General features: G+C 45.3%; 14 protein-coding genes and 1 tRNA gene. 8 read left to right on the top strand and 7 right to left on the bottom strand.

Annotated elements, in window-relative coordinates:
* Nucleotides 1-6: 6 nt before the first annotated feature.
* The 4 genes from KFF44_RS01575 to KFF44_RS01560 all read right to left on the bottom strand — a co-directional run bounded on the left by KFF44_RS01575 (nucleotide 7) and on the right by KFF44_RS01560 (nucleotide 2,252).
* A complete protein-coding gene (locus tag KFF44_RS01575) occupies nucleotides 7-630 on the bottom strand; it encodes a MarC family protein (protein WP_255936496.1) in 624 nt (207 codons plus the stop codon).
* 28 nt (nucleotides 631-658) lie between these two features.
* The gene (gene folD / locus KFF44_RS01570; RefSeq protein WP_255936494.1) at nucleotides 659-1,552 is read right to left on the bottom strand and encodes a bifunctional methylenetetrahydrofolate dehydrogenase/methenyltetrahydrofolate cyclohydrolase FolD; all 894 of its coding nucleotides are present in this window, start codon (nucleotides 1,550-1,552) and stop codon (nucleotides 659-661) included.
* 69 nt (nucleotides 1,553-1,621) lie between these two features.
* On the bottom strand, nucleotides 1,622-1,966 hold the full coding sequence (locus KFF44_RS01565) for a DUF167 family protein (protein ID WP_255936492.1): 345 nt from the start codon (nucleotides 1,964-1,966) through the stop codon (nucleotides 1,622-1,624).
* Nucleotides 1,950-2,252, bottom strand: coding sequence for a YggT family protein (locus KFF44_RS01560; protein WP_255936490.1), 303 nt, complete (start codon nucleotides 2,250-2,252; stop codon nucleotides 1,950-1,952). The genes KFF44_RS01565 and KFF44_RS01560 overlap by 17 nt, the downstream gene beginning before the upstream one ends.
* Nucleotides 2,253-2,506: 254 nt before the next feature.
* Here KFF44_RS01560 and KFF44_RS01555 point away from each other — a divergent pair, with 254 nt between their 5' ends.
* From KFF44_RS01555 to KFF44_RS01535, 5 genes are all read left to right on the top strand, one after another.
* A complete protein-coding gene (locus KFF44_RS01555) occupies nucleotides 2,507-5,566 on the top strand; it encodes an SBBP repeat-containing protein (protein WP_255936489.1) in 3,060 nt (1,019 codons plus the stop codon).
* Between the two features lie 346 nt (nucleotides 5,567-5,912).
* Nucleotides 5,913-6,314 carry a hypothetical protein gene (locus KFF44_RS01550; protein ID WP_255936487.1) on the top strand — a complete coding sequence of 134 codons (402 nt, stop codon included), beginning with the start codon at nucleotides 5,913-5,915 and terminating at the stop codon, nucleotides 6,312-6,314.
* 151 nt (nucleotides 6,315-6,465) lie between these two features.
* Nucleotides 6,466-9,165: a TonB-dependent siderophore receptor gene (locus KFF44_RS01545; protein WP_255936484.1), complete on the top strand. Its 2,700-nt coding sequence runs from the start codon at nucleotides 6,466-6,468 to the stop codon at nucleotides 9,163-9,165.
* Between the two features lie 340 nt (nucleotides 9,166-9,505).
* A complete protein-coding gene (locus tag KFF44_RS01540; RefSeq protein ID WP_255936482.1) occupies nucleotides 9,506-12,022 on the top strand; it encodes a TonB-dependent receptor in 2,517 nt (838 codons plus the stop codon).
* A gap of 228 nt (nucleotides 12,023-12,250) precedes the next feature.
* Complete coding sequence (locus KFF44_RS01535) at nucleotides 12,251-13,708, top strand: inorganic phosphate transporter (protein ID WP_255936480.1); 1,458 nt, start codon at nucleotides 12,251-12,253, stop codon at nucleotides 13,706-13,708.
* Nucleotides 13,709-13,785: 77 nt separating this feature from the next.
* Here the strand turns inward: KFF44_RS01535 and polA are convergent, their stop codons facing one another.
* Both polA and KFF44_RS01525 read right to left on the bottom strand, forming a co-directional pair.
* Complete coding sequence (gene polA, locus KFF44_RS01530; protein ID WP_255936478.1) at nucleotides 13,786-16,563, bottom strand: DNA polymerase I; 2,778 nt, start codon at nucleotides 16,561-16,563, stop codon at nucleotides 13,786-13,788.
* Nucleotides 16,564-16,614: 51 nt separating this feature from the next.
* Nucleotides 16,615-16,800 carry a zinc-finger domain-containing protein gene (locus KFF44_RS01525; RefSeq protein ID WP_255936477.1) on the bottom strand — a complete coding sequence of 62 codons (186 nt, stop codon included), beginning with the start codon at nucleotides 16,798-16,800 and terminating at the stop codon, nucleotides 16,615-16,617.
* A gap of 130 nt (nucleotides 16,801-16,930) precedes the next feature.
* Here KFF44_RS01525 and KFF44_RS01520 point away from each other — a divergent pair, with 130 nt between their 5' ends.
* Both KFF44_RS01520 and nadB read left to right on the top strand, forming a co-directional pair.
* On the top strand, nucleotides 16,931-17,866 hold the full coding sequence (locus KFF44_RS01520; RefSeq protein WP_255936475.1) for an ABC transporter ATP-binding protein: 936 nt from the start codon (nucleotides 16,931-16,933) through the stop codon (nucleotides 17,864-17,866).
* 12 nt (nucleotides 17,867-17,878) lie between these two features.
* Entirely contained in the window at nucleotides 17,879-19,507 is a 1,629-nt protein-coding gene (gene nadB, locus KFF44_RS01515) for an L-aspartate oxidase (RefSeq protein WP_255936472.1), read from the top strand.
* Nucleotides 19,508-19,607: 100 nt separating this feature from the next.
* Here nadB and KFF44_RS01510 read toward each other — a convergent pair whose 3' ends face one another.
* Nucleotides 19,608-19,976 carry an energy transducer TonB gene (locus KFF44_RS01510; protein WP_255936470.1) on the bottom strand — a complete coding sequence of 123 codons (369 nt, stop codon included), beginning with the start codon at nucleotides 19,974-19,976 and terminating at the stop codon, nucleotides 19,608-19,610.
* Between the two features lie 337 nt (nucleotides 19,977-20,313).
* Between KFF44_RS01510 and KFF44_RS01505 the strand changes: the two genes are divergently transcribed.
* Nucleotides 20,314-20,390: transfer RNA gene (locus KFF44_RS01505), tRNA-Arg, on the top strand.
* The last annotated feature ends 20 nt before the right edge of the window (nucleotides 20,391-20,410 follow it).

The raw sequence follows: 20,410 nt of genomic DNA, 5'->3' as shown, positions 1-20,410 counted from the left end.
AATCTATTAAGCAGTAAAAAATGTGCCTTTGATGCCGTCTAATATATACTGTGAGGCAAGAGCCGCCAAAATAACACCAAGTACACGAGTTAAAACGGCATTCACCGATGGACCCATCCATTCCATTACCTTACCCGCCATGAAGAAGGTGATAACTGTAATAAGCATCACCAGAATAAGTGCGCCAACAATAGCCCCTTGGGCTGCAATGTCCCCTTTGTAGTTCGCCATTAAAAGCATCACTGTAGCAATGGCCCCGGGCCCAGCGAGCAAGGGAAGTGCAATAGGAAATACTGAAATATCTTCAAAGTGCTCATCAAGCTTTTCAGCCGTTTCCTGTTTGCGCTCGGTCCGTTTTTCAAAAACCATTTCAACGGCAATGATAAAGAGCATCACGCCGCCCGCGACCCGCAAGGCATCCAGTGAGATACCGAGGACTTTGAAAAAAGGCTGTCCCACACTTGCAAAAAATATCAATATCAAGGTACCAATAATGGTGCCCTTAATTGCCATTTTTCGTTGATGTTCACGTGTCGACCCTTGCGTAAGGCCAGCGAACACTGGCGCAATCCCAACCGGGTCAACGATAACAAAAAGCGCAATAAACGCAGCAATGAAAGCATCGTACATTTTTATTCCCCATCAAGTTTGCGAAATTTTAAAGGTCGTTATCATCAAGACCAGCCTGACGGCAGGCTGCGGTTACTGTGTTCCTAAGCAAACAAGCAATTGTCATCGGACCAACCCCGCCCGGTACAGGCGTTATGTAAGCCGCGTTTTGAGCCGCTTCATCATAGGCAACATCACCGGTCAGGCGAACCTTGCCTTCACCGCGTTCAGGTGCGGGGATACGGTTCATCCCGACATCAATAACTGTTGCACCCTTTTTAATCCAGTCACCTTTGACAAGCTCTGATACACCAACGGCCGCTACGACAATATCAGCTTGCTTAACTTCGCCTGCTAAATCACGGGTTCGACTATGAGCGAGTGTTACCGTACAATTTTCCTGCAACAACAATTGCGCCATTGGTTTTCCGACAATATTTGACCTGCCGATAACAACTGCCTTCATACCGCTTAAATCGCCAAGCGTATCCTTCAACATCAAAAGGCACCCAAGCGGTGTACAGGGAACCATTCCTTTACCGCCCGTAGCGAGCAGACCAGAATTAATGACGTGGAAGCCATCAACATCCTTTTCAGGTGCAATTGCTTCAATCACCGCGGATTCATGGATATGCTTTGGAAGTGGCAATTGAACCAGAATACCGTTCACACGATCATCCGCATTTAATTCATGCACTTTCGCGACCAAATCAGCCTCTGAAATGGTATCAGGCAGAGCAAAATGGAAGCTTTCCATGCCTGCTTCTGACGTTTGCTTAATTTTGCTATTTACATAAATTGTACTTGCAGCATCTTCGCCAACGATAACGACTGCCAACCCTGGCTTAATACCATGTTTGTCTTGTAATGCTGTGACATCTGATGCCACTTTTTCTCTGATTTTGGCCGAAAATGCTTTACCATCGATCACTTGAGCGGTCATATACGATTACCCTTCCACTAACAGAGAAGCATGAAAATCATTGCATCAGCAGATCGTTTTTAGAACGGTTTAGCCACAACCAACACTGACAACAATGCCTGTAATTTTTTCCATGACTTCACATAGATATTTGCCATCACCCTTAATCAGAATTGTTTTCTGACGTATGTGTTCGCCAGCTATAAGGTGTATAGAGCTTTTGGGCAACCTGAGTTTTTTCGATAGCAGCTCTATCAAGGACTTATTAGCTCGTCCCTTTTCAGGAACTGATGTGACGGAAATACGCCATCTTTGGTTGCCACCAGAATCCCTGTCTACACGACCCAAAGCATTTCTGGATGCGTTGGGCGTCAAGTGTATTTTAAGAATGCAGCCATTATCGGTTAGTCTGATAAAATCAGTACCCGTAAACACCAAAGACTGGCGCAATCGACGTACGAAGAAGAATTCGAGTGAAGTGGATTAACAGCAACAACACCAAAGGTGACAAGTCAACACCGCCTAAATCAGGCATAAAACGGCGAATCTTACCGACAACCGGCTCGGTTACATTATATAAGAAACGCGTAGCCGTTTGCACAAATGGCTGATACGTATTGATAACATTGAAAGCTACGAGCCAACTTAAAATTACACTAGCAATTACAAAAAACCAATATATTCCAAGCGCCGCATCAATTAACCAAAATATAGCCAACATTATATTTCTACCTATCAGTAAAGCCGTTCATTGACGGAGCAATAAGCCCCGCCTGTTTTGTCATGATATTTGCAGATTATGTAAGGAGTTTGAAGTGTAATTACAATCTCTTGGCAAAATTTGCCGAGTAAAAACGATTCGAATCAAAGGTGTGTACCTCTTGCTAGGCAATTTATGCCCTAATTGGGTATTTTTTTCCTACAGTTCGTTTCTAGAGATTGATTAAATACTTAAGGTTTAGAAAGAAACGATAAATGGCCTTTTTTGGTTTGTCAGGTGGAGGAGGACTCCTTGGAGGACTTGGTGGAAATACCAATGGCCCTGCACCACGGCCAATCATCGGTATCGGTGCCAACCTTCTCGGTCAAAGTATTAACGCCGATATTTTAAGTGCAGCAGTTCGTTTTAGTAATACAAATACACCCGCTGTAAATCTCGATATATCAGAAGAAAATATTGCAACCCCATTTGATCAGGAAGATACCCGATCACTTAGCCAAAGGATTCGTGAAGTTCGTGAGTTAAGTGAGTTTATTGATCTGAATGATGACCGCCTGGAAGCCGTGGAAAACAACCCGGACCGTCAAGCAACCTTCGCAACCTTTATCGCTCTTGATCGACTGAGAACACTCGCAGAATTTGCAGCAGATGAAGATACGCCAGAGGTTACACTCGCAAGGCTTGATGAACAATTTCAACAAGGTTTGAGCGAAGTTCGTAATTTTATTAACGCCGCCGAACTTGATCAGCTTGATCTCTTTGTGGGCGACCGTGAGTTTCGGGCAGATAGTACTGCGCGCCTGGGCACAGACAATCGTGACTTCGAAGGGAGTTTAGTTGCATCCGACCCCGATACCGCCATTGAAGGCCTGACCGGGAATGAAATATTTACCGTTTCGATAAGCACGCGGTCAGCAGCCAACAATAGCATTCTTGATACCAACGATATTACAATTGATCTATCAAACGTTTCTGGCACGCTATCGTTAAATAATATTGTCGACTTTATTAACCAGCAAATCGAAGCCATACCCCAACTGGATTCAGACGGGAACCCAGCGTTTGATAGTGATGGCAATCCGATTTCTGACAATCAGACACGTTTTCAAGTCAACAGCGAAGGCGGTAGGTTTGGTATCGAAATTGACGGTATATTACTCGAAGATGTTCGCTTTAGTGCTGCAGTAAACACCCCCAGCCTGTTTGTAAGCTCTTCAGTTACACAAGCAGGGGATGATATATCAACCGCTCGAATTACAGAATTTACCAATCTTAGTGGCTCAATCACTACAGATAACACGATTGCATTTGCAGCGACTGATCTGGCCGCAACAGAAATTCAGGAATTAACCGCTGATTTGGATGAGGATGGAGATGAGATTGATCCCGCCATTGCAGCACAGCGGGATGAAATCCTTGCACAAGCTCGCATTGATGTTCTGGGACAAGACGAGGTCGACAGGCTTGACGCAGAAGAAGCTGATTCAGATGATGATACAAACATATTTGATATTACGAATATCAATAGCGATGTGCGCGTTAATGCTGAAACGTCTGCCAATCGTATTGCCGTCGACAGTGAAGGTAATATTTTTACAGTTGGCACTTCTTCGGGGTCATTTGGTAATCAAATCAATACCGCATCAGAAAATGATGTTTTTCTGACCCGCTTTGATCAAGCGGGCAACGTTGTTTTCTCCAGACTTCTTGGTTCTTCTGAGGACGCTGATGCCTTTGCTATTACAATTGATAGTAATGACAATGTAATTATTGCTGGCCAAACCGATAATGCCTTGGTCGAAAATGACATCTTTGACGGCGCTGGCGATGCTTTCGTTGCCAGCTTTACCAATCAGGGAACAGAAAATTTTCGTTTCCAATTGGATACATTCAGTGAAACCAGCGGTCTTACTGTAACGACGGATAGTAATAATGATATTATCTTAGGTGGCTTTGCCCGCTCAAGCATCAACGCTTCTACAAGCTTTGGGGGCGGCCGCGATGGTTTATTACTAAGACTGGATGGTACAACAGGGTCAGTACAAGATTCAAATCTGATAGGCGGTGCAACTAACGAACAGATAAGCGCTGTTACTACAGACAGTAACGGTAATATCCTTATCGCCTCGGAAGAAAACGGTGAAGCAGTAATACGCCGTTTTGACGCAAGTAATCTGACCAATGAATTAAGCTCTATCAACTTGGGAGCACTTGGTGCTGGCGGCAGCATTTCTGGCATCGCAGTTGACGGGAATACTATCGTCATCTCTGGAACAGTACAGGGAAATGGATTAAATGCTGGCACTGTTGTTGGGTCAACAACCGGAGGCCTTGATGGCTTTGTAATTGGACTTAGTGACGACGGAACATCGTTAAACCCAAACTTCACGACATTCATTTCAACGACTGGTACAGATAATATAGCCGACGTAACCATTTCAGGGGGCAATGTTTTTGTTGCTGGAACTACAGCTGGAACATTAAGCGGTGAAGCATCTATTGGTGCAGACGATGGATTTGTTGCCCGCATTAACGCATCCACTGGTGCTATTGAAGATCAAGAGCAATTCGGTGTTAATGCAGGAGCGGATAGTGCCGTTAGTGGTGTCGCATTCACCCAGCAAGGCAGTTCAGTACTCGATACTTTGGGGTTGACCCAAGGAACGGTTAATGCCCCTCAGCAACGGGATATAACAACACAAACCTCTGCACGTGAAGGCGATTTCTTCTTTATCGAAGTCGAAGGAGAGCCCCGAAGGCGCATTGAAATCCAAGCGGGAGATACTTTTGACGATCTTGCTCGCAGAATACGTATTTCAGCTTTTCGGGACCTAGATGTGAGCGTACGTCGTGGCAGTGAAGGTGAAGGGCTGCGAATTGAAACAATACGTGATGCACGCGCGGTGACGCTTATTGCCGGTACTGATGGGCAAAATGCTCTTGAACGCTTAGGAATTCCAGAAGGGCGATTGTTACCTCAAAACGAAATTTTTGGCGATTCATCAGATGATGATAGTCAATCACCTGAAGAAGAGTTAGGCGGCGCATTTGGCCTAGGCATTGATGGTGCATTAAATATTCGCGACGCGGCAACAGCTCGGTTTGTACTTTCACAATTGGATAACGCCATTAGCGAGATTCAGCGCGCAGATCGCTCGTTAGAATTCAACCCCTTCCGTGACCTCCTAACAAGTGGCCTAGGCGCAAATGCCGACGGTCCTGTAAACCCAAGAACATTAAGCCAAATTGCAAACTTCCAAACCGCGTTGGCGCGTTTACAAGCTGGCAACCCTAGCTCCGGACTCCTAATTTAAAAACGCTAATTATTCACGAAATGAAAAAAGCTACACGGGTGTGTAGCTTTTTCTCGCGGGGTTTGCGGGAATAGGTGCACGATTGGGGGTCGAGTAAAATAATAACCTATTCCCACACCCCTGCTCGAGAGGTACTTGATTGTTTACAAGTACCATGCCAAACAGGCATGAAATATAATTATCTATTAAAAACAGATACTTAGTGGATTATTTTTGTATGGATAGAATTATAGATTAACTTTTATTGCATATTGCATTTGATTTTTTATTGCATATTGCATTTAAATTGCATATTGCAATAAATAGCCTTCTTGCCATAGCCTTCACTTTCAATCATGATCTACGCATGATCAGGTTTATACTTATATTGGTTACGTCGATGTATTTGTTGCTCGAAGGCAATGAAACCATCTTTGCTCAGTCAGCCGAAGATTTCTCCACAGAGATACAGGTCGATCCAATTCAATTCTCGTTGTATCAACGTGGGCGTATTACCGGACAAGTGACTATACAATTGGTTCTCGAAGTTTTGGACCCCAGTGATGTGGAGCCTATAAAAGAGCGCCTTCCGCAGATAAAGTCGGATTTTGTCTCTGCATTAATTGCTTTATCCAAGCATTATTTTGACGTGAATAAACCACTTCAGGCGGACCTTATCGCAGGTTACCTGAAACCTTTTGCTGCAAGGCGGCTTGACGGTGAGAAAGTTAATATCTTCGTCGTACAAGCAACGATAAACCCAGTTTAAGAAGTTTACATTGTTGCTTAGCAGCAACTTTAATATGCATTTTCAGCATGCCAGATACGATAAACCCTTGACCTCAAGGCAAAAAATCTGTCCTATAATTAATGGGGAGTATTAATAGAGGCGTGACGCATGTCACGATAGGAGGATTTATATGCAGATATCTAAATTTCTAGCATCTACCGCACTGACACTTAGTGGTGTTTCAGTTTTGTTTTCCGCAAATGTTTCCGCGCAGCAAGCGAGCGAGGATGAAACCATTGAAGAAGTGGTTGTAACTGGTTCGTATATCAGAGGCCGGTCACAGGAAAATAGCGCATCACCTATTTCAGTTGTAAATGCAAATGACTTAAATGCCATCGGTGCAACTCAAATTGCTGATCTGGTCCAAACGCTGACAATCAACAATGGATCACAAAACAATCCTGACGCCTTCACACAAGGCGCAACAACAGGTACAGCAAACTTTAACCTTCGCGGACTAGGCGTAGCCTCTACCCTTGTTCTATTGAACGGTCGCAGGCAAGTGGTGACCGCATCGAATACAAATGACGGCCTACAGTTTGTAGACACCAATTCCCTTGTCCCGCAAATCGCTATCCAACGCGTAGAAATTCTAAAAGACGGCGCGGCAGCTATTTATGGTTCAGACGCAGTAGCCGGCGTGGTCAATCTATACACAGATGATAAATTCGAAGGCTTCACAACAACAGGCCGCTATGGCTTTGTAACAGATGAAGGCAGCCAAGATGACCTGCTCTTACAAGCGAAATTTGGTTGGGGTAATGACCGTCTCCATGTTTTGTTAGCAGGTAGCTATTTTGATCGCACACCTCTTACAACCGAAGAGCGCCGCTTAAGCTTGCCTGAGAATGACACATCATCGCTCGGTAATCCTGGTGCATTTATCGTACCGGCCCTTATCCCGCAAATTCGTGCAACAGAAACCGCCTTAGGGTTACCAGCTGGTACATTCCCAAGCTTCTTTATTGACCCAACAGGTTGTGCGGAATTTGGCGGCACACCAGCAGGAGCCCCTGTTCCTGTAGCTGGTTTTACACCAGGCGTTTGTCAATTTGACTTTGGTGATTTCTTTAATCTCGTTCCTGAGGAAGAGCGCATTCAAGTATATGGCGCGATTAATTACGATATTAATGACACAACCAAATTCCACTTAGAAGCGGCCTACGCAGACAATGAAGCCATTCGGGGTAACTCACCAACGTTCCCATTTTTGCAAACTGGCAGTGCTGTGATACCGACCACCAACCCAAATAACGTGTTTGGAACCACAGCGATCTTCTTCGGCCGTGCTATTGGTAACGGCGGTGATGTTTCACCTCAGATTACACGAAATGAAACATTCCGTATCTCAGGTTCCTTGCAGGGTGATTTTGGAGCTGATGGAAACTGGAATTATGATTTGGGTGTTACATATGCCCGCAACGATCACTTCCGAAGCACAGAAGACACGATCACAGATAATTTCCAGGCAGCCTTATTTGGTAACACACCATCTGGTGAATTCTTCAACCCGTTTGCTACCAGCTTCACTACAGCACCAAACAGCGATGCCGTACTCGACTTTATTATTGGCGAATCTATAAACAATGCTGTTTCTGAGCTGACCGTTATTGATGCGGTAGTATCAGGAACCGTTGGAGAAGTACCGGCCGGCGAAATCGGACTTGCTGTTGGTTTCCAGTACAGGGATGAATCACTCGATTCTGAATTTGACGAAATTTCTAACAACGATGGTTTTGGTTTCTTAATTGGTAACCCTGACTTCTCTGATAGTCGTTCACCTTATGCCTTCTTTGCTGAGGTTGCAGTTCCGCTTACTGACACGTTAGAGTTCTCAGGCGCGCTACGTTTTGAAGATTATGGCGGAACTATTGGCGATACATTAGATCCTAAGTTCCAGTTACTCTGGCGTCCAACGGATACGCTTACACTTCGCGGAACCTATTCTACAAGTTTCCGAGCACCGTCCGTATTCCAACAGTTTGGTGTTAACACAAGCTTGAACCAGATCAGTGATCCTCTCACAGGGTCTACGGTATTTGCTGCGGTTAGAACTGATGTTCCTGCTGGCGGCAACGGCCGACCACTTAATCCTGAGCAGTCTGAAGCACTGAACTTTGGCGCTTCATGGCGTCCAGTTGATGGACTAAGCATTGATATTGATTATTTCAATTACAGCTTCACTGATGCGATCATTACGACCAGTTTCCAAGAGATTGTTAACAACGATCCACTTGGTTCTGCTGTAATCCGCGCTGGCGGCGATGGTACTGCAGCCAACCCAGGGCAGATTGTTATTGTTAATAATGACTTTGTTAACGCATCAAGCATCGATACCGATGGTCTTGACCTTAGTATCAAATATGACATCGACACTGATTATGGTGTGTTCCAGCCATTCTTCGATGGTACATGGGTGCTTGGCTATGACTTTGTAACCGGTGCGGGTACTGAGGTTGATGGTCTAGGAAGCAGAAACTTTGCACTACTGGGTGTGGGTAGCCGACCAACACCAGAGTTTCGTTTCAACACAGGTATATCCTTTGTAAACGACACACATGAAGCACGCGTTTTCGTTCGCTTCATCGATGGAATTGATGACAACCAAAACCCTGGTTCAACAATTGACAGTCAGACAACTGTTGATGTTCAATACGCTTTGAACCTTGGTCAAGTCTTCGAAAGCTTCGGGGATACACGCTTGACTGTTGGTGCGATCAATCTGTTTGATCAGGATCCTCCATTTGTTGCGACAAACGGTGGTTTTGAATCAAGACTTCATGATCCACGCGGACGCGTAGTATATTTTGAACTAGGGCTTAATTTCTAAGCAGCTCGTTATTCAATCAATCATTATCAAGCGAGGGAAAGATCATTCTTTCTCTCGCTTTTTTGTATATCAGTTGTGAATCATTTTTGCTGGTCCAAACGCACAATATATACAGCAACAGTCCGGACCTCTGTTATTTTTGGCAATTTATCCTAAAAAACATGAAATATTCGATCACTTTATATTTTCAGGGTTTCGTAACGTAAAATTACAACACTCGATAAAAGATCACTTTCATAAGCCCTGATAAGATAATGAATTTCTTGACGTCTTTGCCCAACCAAGTGAAACTGAGGATGGAGAGTTGTCTGATCAACACTATTGATCTTGGGAGAGAAATATGAAAGCTACCTTATTAGCGGGTACAGCGCTCACAGCGCTTTTGGCCTCAGCGCCAGCAATGGCACAAATCGAAGAGATTGTGATTACCGCACAAAAACGGGAACAAACCCTAAAAGAACTACCTGTGTCGGTATCTGTTACAAGTGAAGCAACCATTGAACAGGCGCAGATTCGTGACCTGCTTGATTTGCAAACTGTTGCGCCATCCCTACGTGTTAGCCAATTACAGAGTTCTGCAAATACCACATTCATCATTCGCGGATTTGGTAACGGTGCCAACAATGTTGGTGTGGAACCGTCAGTAGGCGTATTCATTGACGGTGTATTCCGCTCCCGCTCAGCAGGACAAATTAGCGATTTAGCAAACGTAGCCCGAGTTGAAATTTTGCGCGGCCCACAATCAACATTGTTCGGTAAAAATGCGTCTGCTGGTGTCATCAACATTGTGACGCAAGAACCTCAGTTTGAATACGGGGGCTCTTTTGGGATTACCTATGGTAATTTTGATGCAGTCGTGGTTGAAGGTGATGTTACTGGTCCTATTAGTGATACAGTGGCCTTCTCAGTGGATGGTAGCTACAACCGCCGTGATGGGTATGCAACTATTGTAAACCTCAACGAAGACCTGAATAATCGTGATCGCTGGAACGCACGTGGTCAGTTACTTTGGACACCTAGTGACGATCTTAAATTCCGTTTAATTGGTGATTATTCGAAGATTGATGAAATTTGTTGCTTTGCCGGAAATGTTTTTGCTGGACCAACTGTACCAGCTCTCCAGGCATTAGGGGCAACGATTGATGTCAACGATCCGTTCACATTTAATACTGGACTGAATACCCTGCCAGAGAACGAGATTGATAACTATGGTATCTCGTTACAAGGTGATTATAGCACTGAAACTCTAACCTTCACGTCGATCACATCATACAGAAAGCTTGAGTCATTTGGTAATCAAGATGTTGACTTCTCAAATGCTGATGTTGTTGACCAGTTAACAGATCAGGATCTCAAAACCTTTACTCAGGAATTCCGTGTTGCGTCAGAATTTGACGGGCCGTTTAATTTCCTTCTTGGTGGCTTTTATTTTAATGAAAGCGTCGATCAGGAAAGTTCTTTAACAACTGGCTCACAAGCGCGTCAATTCTTTGAACTATTAACTGGTGCTCCGGGTACTTTTGCTGGTGTGGAAGCATTGCTTGGCTTCCCGAACAATAGTATCTTTAGCCCTGGTCTGCTGACAGATGAAACTCTTACGTTGGACAATGAAGCGCTGTCCATCTTCGGTACAGTAGATTTTGAAGTAACAGATCGCTTAACACTTACAGCTGGTTTTAACTACACAACTGATCAAAAAGATTTTGCGATCAATCTCAACGCCCTTGATCCACTGGCGAACGTTAACTTAGTTGATGTTTTCCTTGCTGGTCAGGCTGCTCAGTTTATCGGCGCTGCCGCTGCTGATCCTGTCGCTCTGCGCCAGTTTGTCAATAGCCCTGCAGCAGCACCCCTTGTCGCTGCGGCCACTAACCCTGCGCTTAATCCATTGCTTGCTTTACAGCCATTCCAGTTCCAACCCCCATTTGTAAATATTCCAAATGCTGTTGAGTCTGGTGAAACTGATGATGATGATTTCTCCTACACATTACGTGCTACGTATGAAATCAATGATAACTTTAATACCTACTTCACGTATGCGACTGGTTTTAAAGCCTCATCCGTAAACTTATCACGGGACTCGCGTCCGACTGTGGCTGATTTCACACCTGGTCCGTTCGGAAGTACGCTATTAGCACCTGCTTCTAACATCCTTAATGCTGGTCTAGCGGTTCCAAACCTAGCCACAGGTACACGCTTTGCAGGTCCAGAAGACGCGGAAGTATTTGAGCTTGGTTTCAAGGCACAGTTTGACTATTTCAATTTCAACGTAGCATTGTTTGATCAAACGGTTGATGGCTTCCAATCAAATGCCTTTACAGGAACAGGTTTTGCACTCGCAAACGCTGGTGAGCAATCAACACGCGGTTTCGAATTCGATTCAACATGGAACCCAACACCACCACTCGTGTTGACATTTGCGGTAACATATCTTGACGCTGAATTCGACTCGTTCCCTGGTTCACCAACGGGTGACTTAACAGGTCAGCCTGTTGGTGGTGTTGCCGAGTGGAATATTGCTACATCTGCAACATATACACATGAGTTTGATAGCGGGGCGGAATTGATTGCGCGCGTTGATTATAACCATGAAAGCAACGTAGACATCAATAACGGTCTGCCAACGTTCAACACAGCTTTGGGTAATACTGAAATATTCCAGCGTGAGGTGAACCTTTTGAATGCTGCGCTAACACTTCGCCTCACAAGCGGTGTGGAGCTTAGTATTTGGGGTAGGAACCTTACAGATTCGCAGTTCCTCACTACTGTCTTTGACGGTGTTGCTCAAGCAGGGACCGTCTCTGGATACCCAAGCCAACCTCGTACTTATGGTGCAACGGTTAGATTTAGATTCTAGTTCTTAATAGAATATAGTTAGATAAAAACGGGGCATTGCCCCGTTTTTTTATGCCCTGACCTCAATCAAACAAGCCTTAACGGTTAGATTGATTACATTTTTATGACATGTTTGGTTTGTGCTTCGCACTTTTTAAAAAAACCGCTATTGCTACCCATGAAATAATTCAGTACTGACATGGCAGACTAAGTTTGCGTACACCGCCCTGTGGTTAGGAAGACATCGTTTATGCAAAAGCACAAAGTTGATGGTGATTTAAAGAAAATCAATAAATTTTCCGATGGTGTGATTGGTAACAATAAAGCCTATACCAATATTGGTATTGCCTTTGTTTTCATGGTTGCTGTTTTCCTCTATACATATGTAGTTCAGGGTGGTGCCCCTGTTAATATGTATATCGTTGTTGCGGCTGTCATTGGCGCTTATATGGCTATGAACATCGGCGCAAACGATGTTGCTAATAATATTGGTCCTGCTGTTGGATCAAAGGCCCTGACAATGCTTGGAGCCTTATTGATTGCCGCTATATTTGAAGCAGCAGGGGCACTGATCGCTGGCGGCGACGTGGTATCCACGATCAGGAAGGGCATTATTGATCCATCAACCATAACCGATGCCAACACATTTATATGGGTTATGATGTCAGCCTTATTGTCGGCTGCCCTCTGGCTAAATCTTGCTACATGGCTAGGCGCCCCTGTTTCAACAACACACTCCGTTGTTGGTGGTATTGTTGGTGCAGGTATCACAGCCGCCGGCACCTCAAGCGTAAACTGGCCCGGATTGTTTGCTATTATGGGCAGTTGGGTCGTATCCCCAATGATGGGGGGTATCATCGCCGCTGGGTTTTTGTTCTTTATTCATAGAAACATTCTTTATGTCGAAGACAGAATTGCCGCTTCCAATAAATGGGTGCCAGTTCTCGTTGGTATTATGGCCGCTGCCTTCAGTATGTATCTGGGCATCAAGGGCTTATCAAAAATCATCAAGCTGGATTTGATTGCAATTATCGCTCTGGGCGTAGTAAGCGGCGTTATCTTCTGGTTTATTACCAAACCTTATGTTTTCAAGGCTTCACAGAAACTTGGAAATAGTAAGCAGGCCGTTGCCAAATTATTCACAATCCCGCTAATTTGCTCTGCCGCGTTATTGTCGTTTGCACACGGCGCCAATGATGTTGCAAATGCAGTTGGCCCACTCGCCGCAATTGTAAGTGTTGCCAGCGAGAATTCCATTTCCAGCGGTAAAATATCCCTGCCATTATGGGTAATGATTATTGGCGCCGTTGGCATTTCAATTGGGTTAATGCTCTTCGGCCCCAAATTGATCAAAACTGTCGGAAGTCAGATTACGAAACTTAATCAGGCAAGGGCGTTCTGTGTTGCCTTAAGTGCTGCAATTACCGTTATTGCTGCAAGCTGGCTCGGCCAACCTGTATCATCAACCCATATTGCTGTTGGCGGTGTATTTGGCGTAGGTTTCCTACGTGAATATTTAAATCATAAAACCAAGGAAGATCGCCTCAAACGCCGCTTCCCGGAAGACCCAGCAAACATACCAGCACTTGTCAAAAGAAGGCTGGTGCGTCGTCAGGCACTCCTTACGATCATTGCAGCTTGGGTGATTACTGTACCGGCTTCAGGCCTGTTATCAGCGCTTGTGTTCACAATATTTAATGGCCTCTAAAATAAGGCCAAAAACCTAACTACCAAACTTTTCTCAATGAATGCCCGCCACAAAGAACGATAGGTACAAGCAGACATCTAATGGGCATCGTCCCAGTTTTTCCCAATACCGCAATCGACAATAAGGGGAACACTAAGGTCAAGTGCTGGTTTACAGGCTTCTTCCATGCATGCTCGAATAACCGGGATTGCCTGATCTACCAAACCATCTTCAACTTCAAAGACAAGTTCATCATGAACTTGCAATAGCATCCGGATGCTCTCCAATCCATTTGACGTGAGAGCATTTGGCATCTTAATCATGGCCCGTCTGATAATATCCGCCGCAGTTCCTTGAATAGGTGCATTGATAGCAGCGCGCTCACCAAAGGAGCGTTTCATTGGGTTTTTGTCCTTGATACTCCGCATATGGCATTTACGGCCAAACAAGGTTTCTACATACCCATGTTCTTTTGCAAATTCTATGGTGCGATCCATATAGGCGCGAATACCCGGGAACCGTTCGAAATACGCATCGATATAGTTTTGTGCTTCCTTGCGGCCAATATCCAACTGACGGGCCAAACCAAATGCAGAGATACCATAAATGATCCCAAAGTTAATAGCTTTGGCTTGCCTTCGGACAATTGGGTCCATCCCTTCAATCGGCACACCAAAGACCTCACTCGCTGTCATCGCATGAATATCAACACCATTTGCAAAGGCATCCTTAAGGGCATCAATCTCTGCCATATGTGCCAAAACGCGAAGTTCGATCTGGCTATAGTCGGCTGCAATTAGGGTATTGCCCGGTTCAGCGATAAACGCTTGCCTGATCTTGCGCCCTTCTTCTGTTCGAATAGGAATATTCTGTAGATTTGGATCATTGGAAGAAAGACGTCCAGTAGAGGTGGATGCCATGTGATAACTTGTATGGACCCTGCCCGTTTTCGGATTTACCTGACCAACAAGTGCGTCTGTATAGGTGCTTTTCAGTTTAGAAAATTGCCTGAACTCAATTACTTTTTTGGGTAGTTCATGGCCCTCAGCCGCAAGCTTTTCAAGAACATCGGCGTTCGTTGTCCATGCACCGGTTTTCGCCGACTTTTTGCCCCCTTTAAGGCCTAGGTCTTCAAAAAGAATTTCGCCTAGTTGCTTGGGTGACGCCACATTAAAAGGCCTCCCCGCGAGGGTCTGAATTTCCTTGTCTAATCGCTCAATACCAATTGCGAATTCATTGGACAATTTCTGCAAGATACTGACATCAACCTTAATACCATTGCGTTCCATGGCCGCAAGGATCGGGGCAAGTGGGCGTTCCAATGTTTCATAAACGGTTGTTGCACCCTCACTCGCTAAACGAGGCTTTAAAACGCGGGCAAGACGGCCCGTGATGTCTGCGTCTTCTGCTGCATATTCCGTGGCTCTATCGAGGGCGATTTTATCAAAGGTTAGCTGATTTTTGCCGGTACCTGCGATATCCTTGAAGGGAATTGGCGTGATATCCAGATGAATACCGGATAATTCGTCCATACCGTGACCATGATTGCCTGCATCAAGCGCATAAGACATTAACATCGTGTCTTCTATCGGCGACAGATCAATTCCAACACGCGCCAATATAGACATATCATACTTGAGGTTTTGACCAATTTTTAGAACGCTCGGATCTTCAAATAACGGTTTAAGAGCCGCAACCACAGCCGCCTTATCCAACTGATCAGGGCGTTCAGCCAGTAAGCCATCACCGTCACCCGTATGACCAACAGGGATATAACAAGCGTGGCCCGGGTTGATTGACAAACATACACCAACAAGATCCGCTGCCGTTGCATCCAGCCCTGTTGTTTCTGTGTCTACAGTCACCTGACCAGCCTTGTAGGCTTCCTCGATCCAGCGGTTAAGGGTGTCCATGTCGGTTACGCATTCATACTTGCGTTCTGTTACTTCTACTGCATCACTAACGGGATCAAGTTCATCCAAAACAACATTATAATGATGAACCAGTTTAACCTTTAGCGACCTGAATTGCTGTTCTTCAACAAAGGAAATCAACTGAGATGTATCAGGGTCTTTCAATTCCATCTGATCAAGCGCCACTGTGACGGGAGCATCCTGGGCTAGTCGCACCAAATCACGGCTGATCCGCGCCATATCGGCGTGTTCAATAAGGTTTTCTCGGCGCTTTGGCTGCTTAATCTCATGCGCGCGCTCCAGAAGCGCATCAAGGTCACCATATTCATTAATCAATTGCGCCGCAGTTTTAATGCCGATCCCCGGCACACCAGGGACATTATCAACACTGTCTCCTGCTAGTGATTGCACATCAACCACGCGTTCCGGGCCAACGCCAAATTTTTCTACCACACCGTCAGGCCCAATACGCTTGCTTTTCATCGAATCAAACATACTGGTTTTCTCGTCAACCAGCTGCATTAAATCCTTATCCGAGCTTACAATCGTAACCTGCCAGTCTTTTGCGCGCGCTTGCTTTGCATAGGTTGCGATCAGGTCATCAGCCTCATATCCATCCATTTCAATTGATGGCAGACCAAACGCTTTTACGGCATCTCTGATCAACGAGAATTGTGGCACCAAATCCTCAGGCGCTGGTGGGCGGTGTGCTTTATATTCCGTATAAAAATCATTTCTGAATGTCTTGCGGGCGGTGTCAAAAATCACTGCGAGGTGGGTTGGCTTTTCAGTATCTGCCAAGTCCTGCAATAATTTGAACAGCATGTTGGAAAAGCCATAAACCGCATTTACAGGCGTACCGTCCCCGCGCGACATAGGCGGAAGTGCATGATAGGCTCGGAATATGTATCCTGATCCATCAATCAAATAGAGGTGCGGAGTCACCGAATGAGGATCAGACATATATATTCCTTCAAATCGCAGTCGTTATTGTAGGGTGAAATATTAGTTTGGTTAACCGTGTGCTTTATCGGCTTCACTGCCGATTAAAAGATACAAACGATCACAATATGGACACTCAACTTTGCCGTCTTGATCCATTGTCAAATATACGCGTGGATGGCCTAATGCACCTTCATCGCCGTCACAAGCGACTTTCTTTGTATCCACACGGACAATCTCTGGGGCTGTAATAGACATTTCTCTTCCTTACAAATATTAGATTTTCCTCTATATAACTGAGGCAGAGAAGTACCACAAGCGGCACGATTTGACTTTCTGTAATAGGAAGTGTTACCCGTCTTGAATTAAAGCGAGGAAAGGACAGTTTGTGAACGACGCCGCGATTGAAATATCTGGTCTTAGGAAAGTTTACAAAGGCCAAAAGGGTGCGCCTGACAAGCTCGCGCTCAACAATATTGACCTTACCATCCCAAAAGGATCGATGTTTGGTTTGCTCGGGCCAAACGGTGCTGGAAAGTCCACAACAATTAATATCCTCGCGGGCCTCGTTAATAAAACAGCGGGCAGTGCTAAGATCTGGGGTTTTGATATCGACAAAAACCCGAGGAATGCCAGTGCAAATATCGGTGTAGTGCCACAAGAGTTAATGTTTGATGCGTTTTTCACACCGCGTGAAATGCTGGAAGTACAGGCAGGCATGTACGGGGTGGCGAAAGACGACCGTAAAACCGATGAGTTGCTGAAGGCTGTGCACCTTTATGACAAAGCCGATGCCTATTCCCGCACACTTTCTGGCGGAATGAAGCGCCGTCTTTTAGTGGCAAAAGCTTTGGTCCACACCCCGCCAATTCTTATTCTCGATGAGCCAACCGCGGGTGTGGATATCGAACTCAGACAGCAGCTTTGGGAATATGTTCGCGAGCTTCATGCCCGAGGGACAACAATTGTGCTAACAACACATTATTTGGAAGAAGCTGAGGAACTGTGTGATACAATTGCCATTATTAATCACGGCGAAGTTGTTGCATGTGAACCCACCGAGCAATTGCTGAAACGTATCGATGAAAAAGAGATTGTGATCGATATTGCAGAAACATTAAGTGAAATTCCCGATAGTCTAAAAGAGTTCAAGAGTGACCTGAAAACACCAAGTAAACTCGCCGTTCAAATTTCACAAGAGTCTGCAAACGTTGCTCAGGTTTTGGCCGCGGTACAAAAGGCAGACCTGACAATACAGGATATTTCGACCAATGAGACCGACCTTGAGGACATATTCCTACAGTTGACAAGCTCCAAACAATAAAGAGGCAGTATTATGCGGCGAACCTATGACATAGTGATTGTTGGTAGCGGCGCTGCAGGGCTGACCGCAGCACTGAAATTATCACAATATGCCCGCGTTGCCGTTCTGTCCAAAGGGTCAATGGATGGTGGTTCAACCAAATGGGCACAAGGCGGCATTGCTGCAGTGCTGGAAGCAACCGACTCGCTCACAAGCCATATTGAAGACACGCTGATCGCAGGCGCAGATATGTGCGACAAAGACGCGGTTCAGTTCGTTGTAGAACGTGGTCGAAACGCCATAGAAGACCTGATTAACCTCGGTGTCGCCTTTGATAAAGCCTCCCATCAGAATGAAGACGGGTACGATTATCATCTGACGCGCGAAGGGGGCCACAGCCATAGACGGATCATTCACGCCGCGGATGCCACAGGTATGGCAGTTCAGAAAACATTGAATGAACGAGTTAAAGAAGAACATAATATCGATGTTTTCGAGCATCACGCGGCAATCGACGTCATTACGAATAAACATCTTACAAAGCCTGGTTCCTATAACGATCATGCGCACGGCGTGTATGCTTTAAATATCAAAAAAAATCGGGTTGAAACCTTTTCTGCACGCGCAACCATCATCGCCACTGGCGGCTCGAGCCGCGTCTATCTTTATAGCTCCAACCCGGATGCGAGCACCGGCGATGGTATAGCCATGGCATGGCGGGCAGGGTGCCGCGTTACAAATATGGAATTTAACCAGTTTCATCCCACATGCCTGTATCATCCGGATGCAAAAACCTTCTTGATAACTGAAGCCATGCGCGGCGAAGGTGCGTACCTTACACACAAGGACGGTACCCGCTTTATGCCTGCGTATGATGAACGTGCTGAACTGGCGCCGCGCGATATTGTTGCCCGCGCTATCGACAATGAAATGAAGCGCCTTGGTGTTGAATGTGTTTGGCTTGATATTACACACAAAGATGCCGATTTCATCGTATCGCATTTCCCAAACATCTATCGTCACTGCCTAAAACTGGGTATAGACATCACAACCAACCCAATTCCAGTGGTGCCTGCCGCTCATTACACGTGTGGTGGCATCCAGGTTGACCTTAAGGCACGAACTGACTTGAACGGCCTTTATGCAATTGGTGAATGCGCGCACACAGGATTGCACGGTGCGAATCGCATGGCTTCCAATAGTCTTCTAGAGTGCCTGGTTTTTGGCAGAGCCGCGGCGGAAGATATTTTAGAAACAATAGAAGATTTACCGCCCGCCGCAATTGCGAGAAACTGGGACGAAAGTCAGGTGACCGATTCGGACGAGGAAATTGTCGTCAGCCATAACTGGAAAGAACTTCGGCAGTTTATGTGGGACTATGTCGGAATTGTTCGTACTGATAAACGCTTAGAGCGCGCGAAACGGCGCGTAGACCTCTTGAATATTGAAATCCAAGAATATTATGGAAATTTCCGGGTAACACCAAACCTGCTTGAAATGCGTAACCTGTTAACTGTAGCGGATTTGATCGTTCGCTCTGCACTCCTTAGAAAAGAATCACGAGGCCTGCATTACACCGCCGATTATACTGACCTTTTAGAAAAAACATCGGATACAGTCTTGATACCGTTTGGTCGGGCAGTATCAGACCGGGTGGCCTAATAGAGTAATATTTTGCCAAGCCAAAACAAAACCGGCTCGCACTATATGCAAGCCGGTTTGTACTCGAAACAGATTACTCAATACAAAATTTTTATATTGATTAGTCCAGACGCCAGTTAAGCGGAAGAACCAAAGAGAATTCTGTTTGACCTGCAGGAAGCGCAGGAAGCGGGTTCAATCTGTTTACCAGCTTAGGAATTTCACGGTCCAACACCTTCTCGCCTGTCGGCTCAAGAATTTCGTGTGAAGTAATGGCGCCATCAGCAGCAATCGTTAGACGGATTTTTGCACGGCCTTCAATTTCTTTACTAATTGCAGAGCGAGGATATTTTTGTTTCTTCGCTACTTTCTTAGCTACAGCTTTCTTCCAACCTGACATATCGTCAGCGCTTACTGATGTTGTTGCAATGCCAAACGCAAATGAACAAGCAAGAGCAGCGGCGATAATTGTATTTACTTTTTTAAACATAGTTCCCATCCACCTAATGTGTGTTTTACTCCGTACGCGGTAGCTCTCGAACATTTGACTACGCTGCGTCGTTGATCAAGTTATAGGGGCGGCGCTGTTAATGGCTGGTAATCAACTCAGTAAAATTTTAACCAATTGGCATGGTTTTTTATTAAGTAATTGAAGTTAAATGATTAAAAATTTTAAATTTCTAATGTTTTTGATGGGATTTAGCGTGCCAGTTTACACTAGATCGGCATTTTTTCGGCTAAATATTAACAAATAAACAGCCTAAATCGGTTCTGACTTGCGAGACTCACCTGTTATGTGTAATGTCCGCGCTGATTAAGCGAATCAAGCACCCGTAGCTCAGCTGGATAGAGCGCTGCCCTCCGAAGGCAGAGGCCACAGGTTCGAATCCTGTCGGGTGCGCCACTTCTTGAATAATCGGGCAG

Origin of the sequence: Kordiimonas sp. SCSIO 12610, assembly GCF_024398015.1 — a bacterium.
Classification (GTDB): domain Bacteria; phylum Pseudomonadota; class Alphaproteobacteria; order Sphingomonadales; family Kordiimonadaceae; genus CANLMI01.
This window is presented reverse-complemented; position numbering and strand designations above follow the sequence as displayed.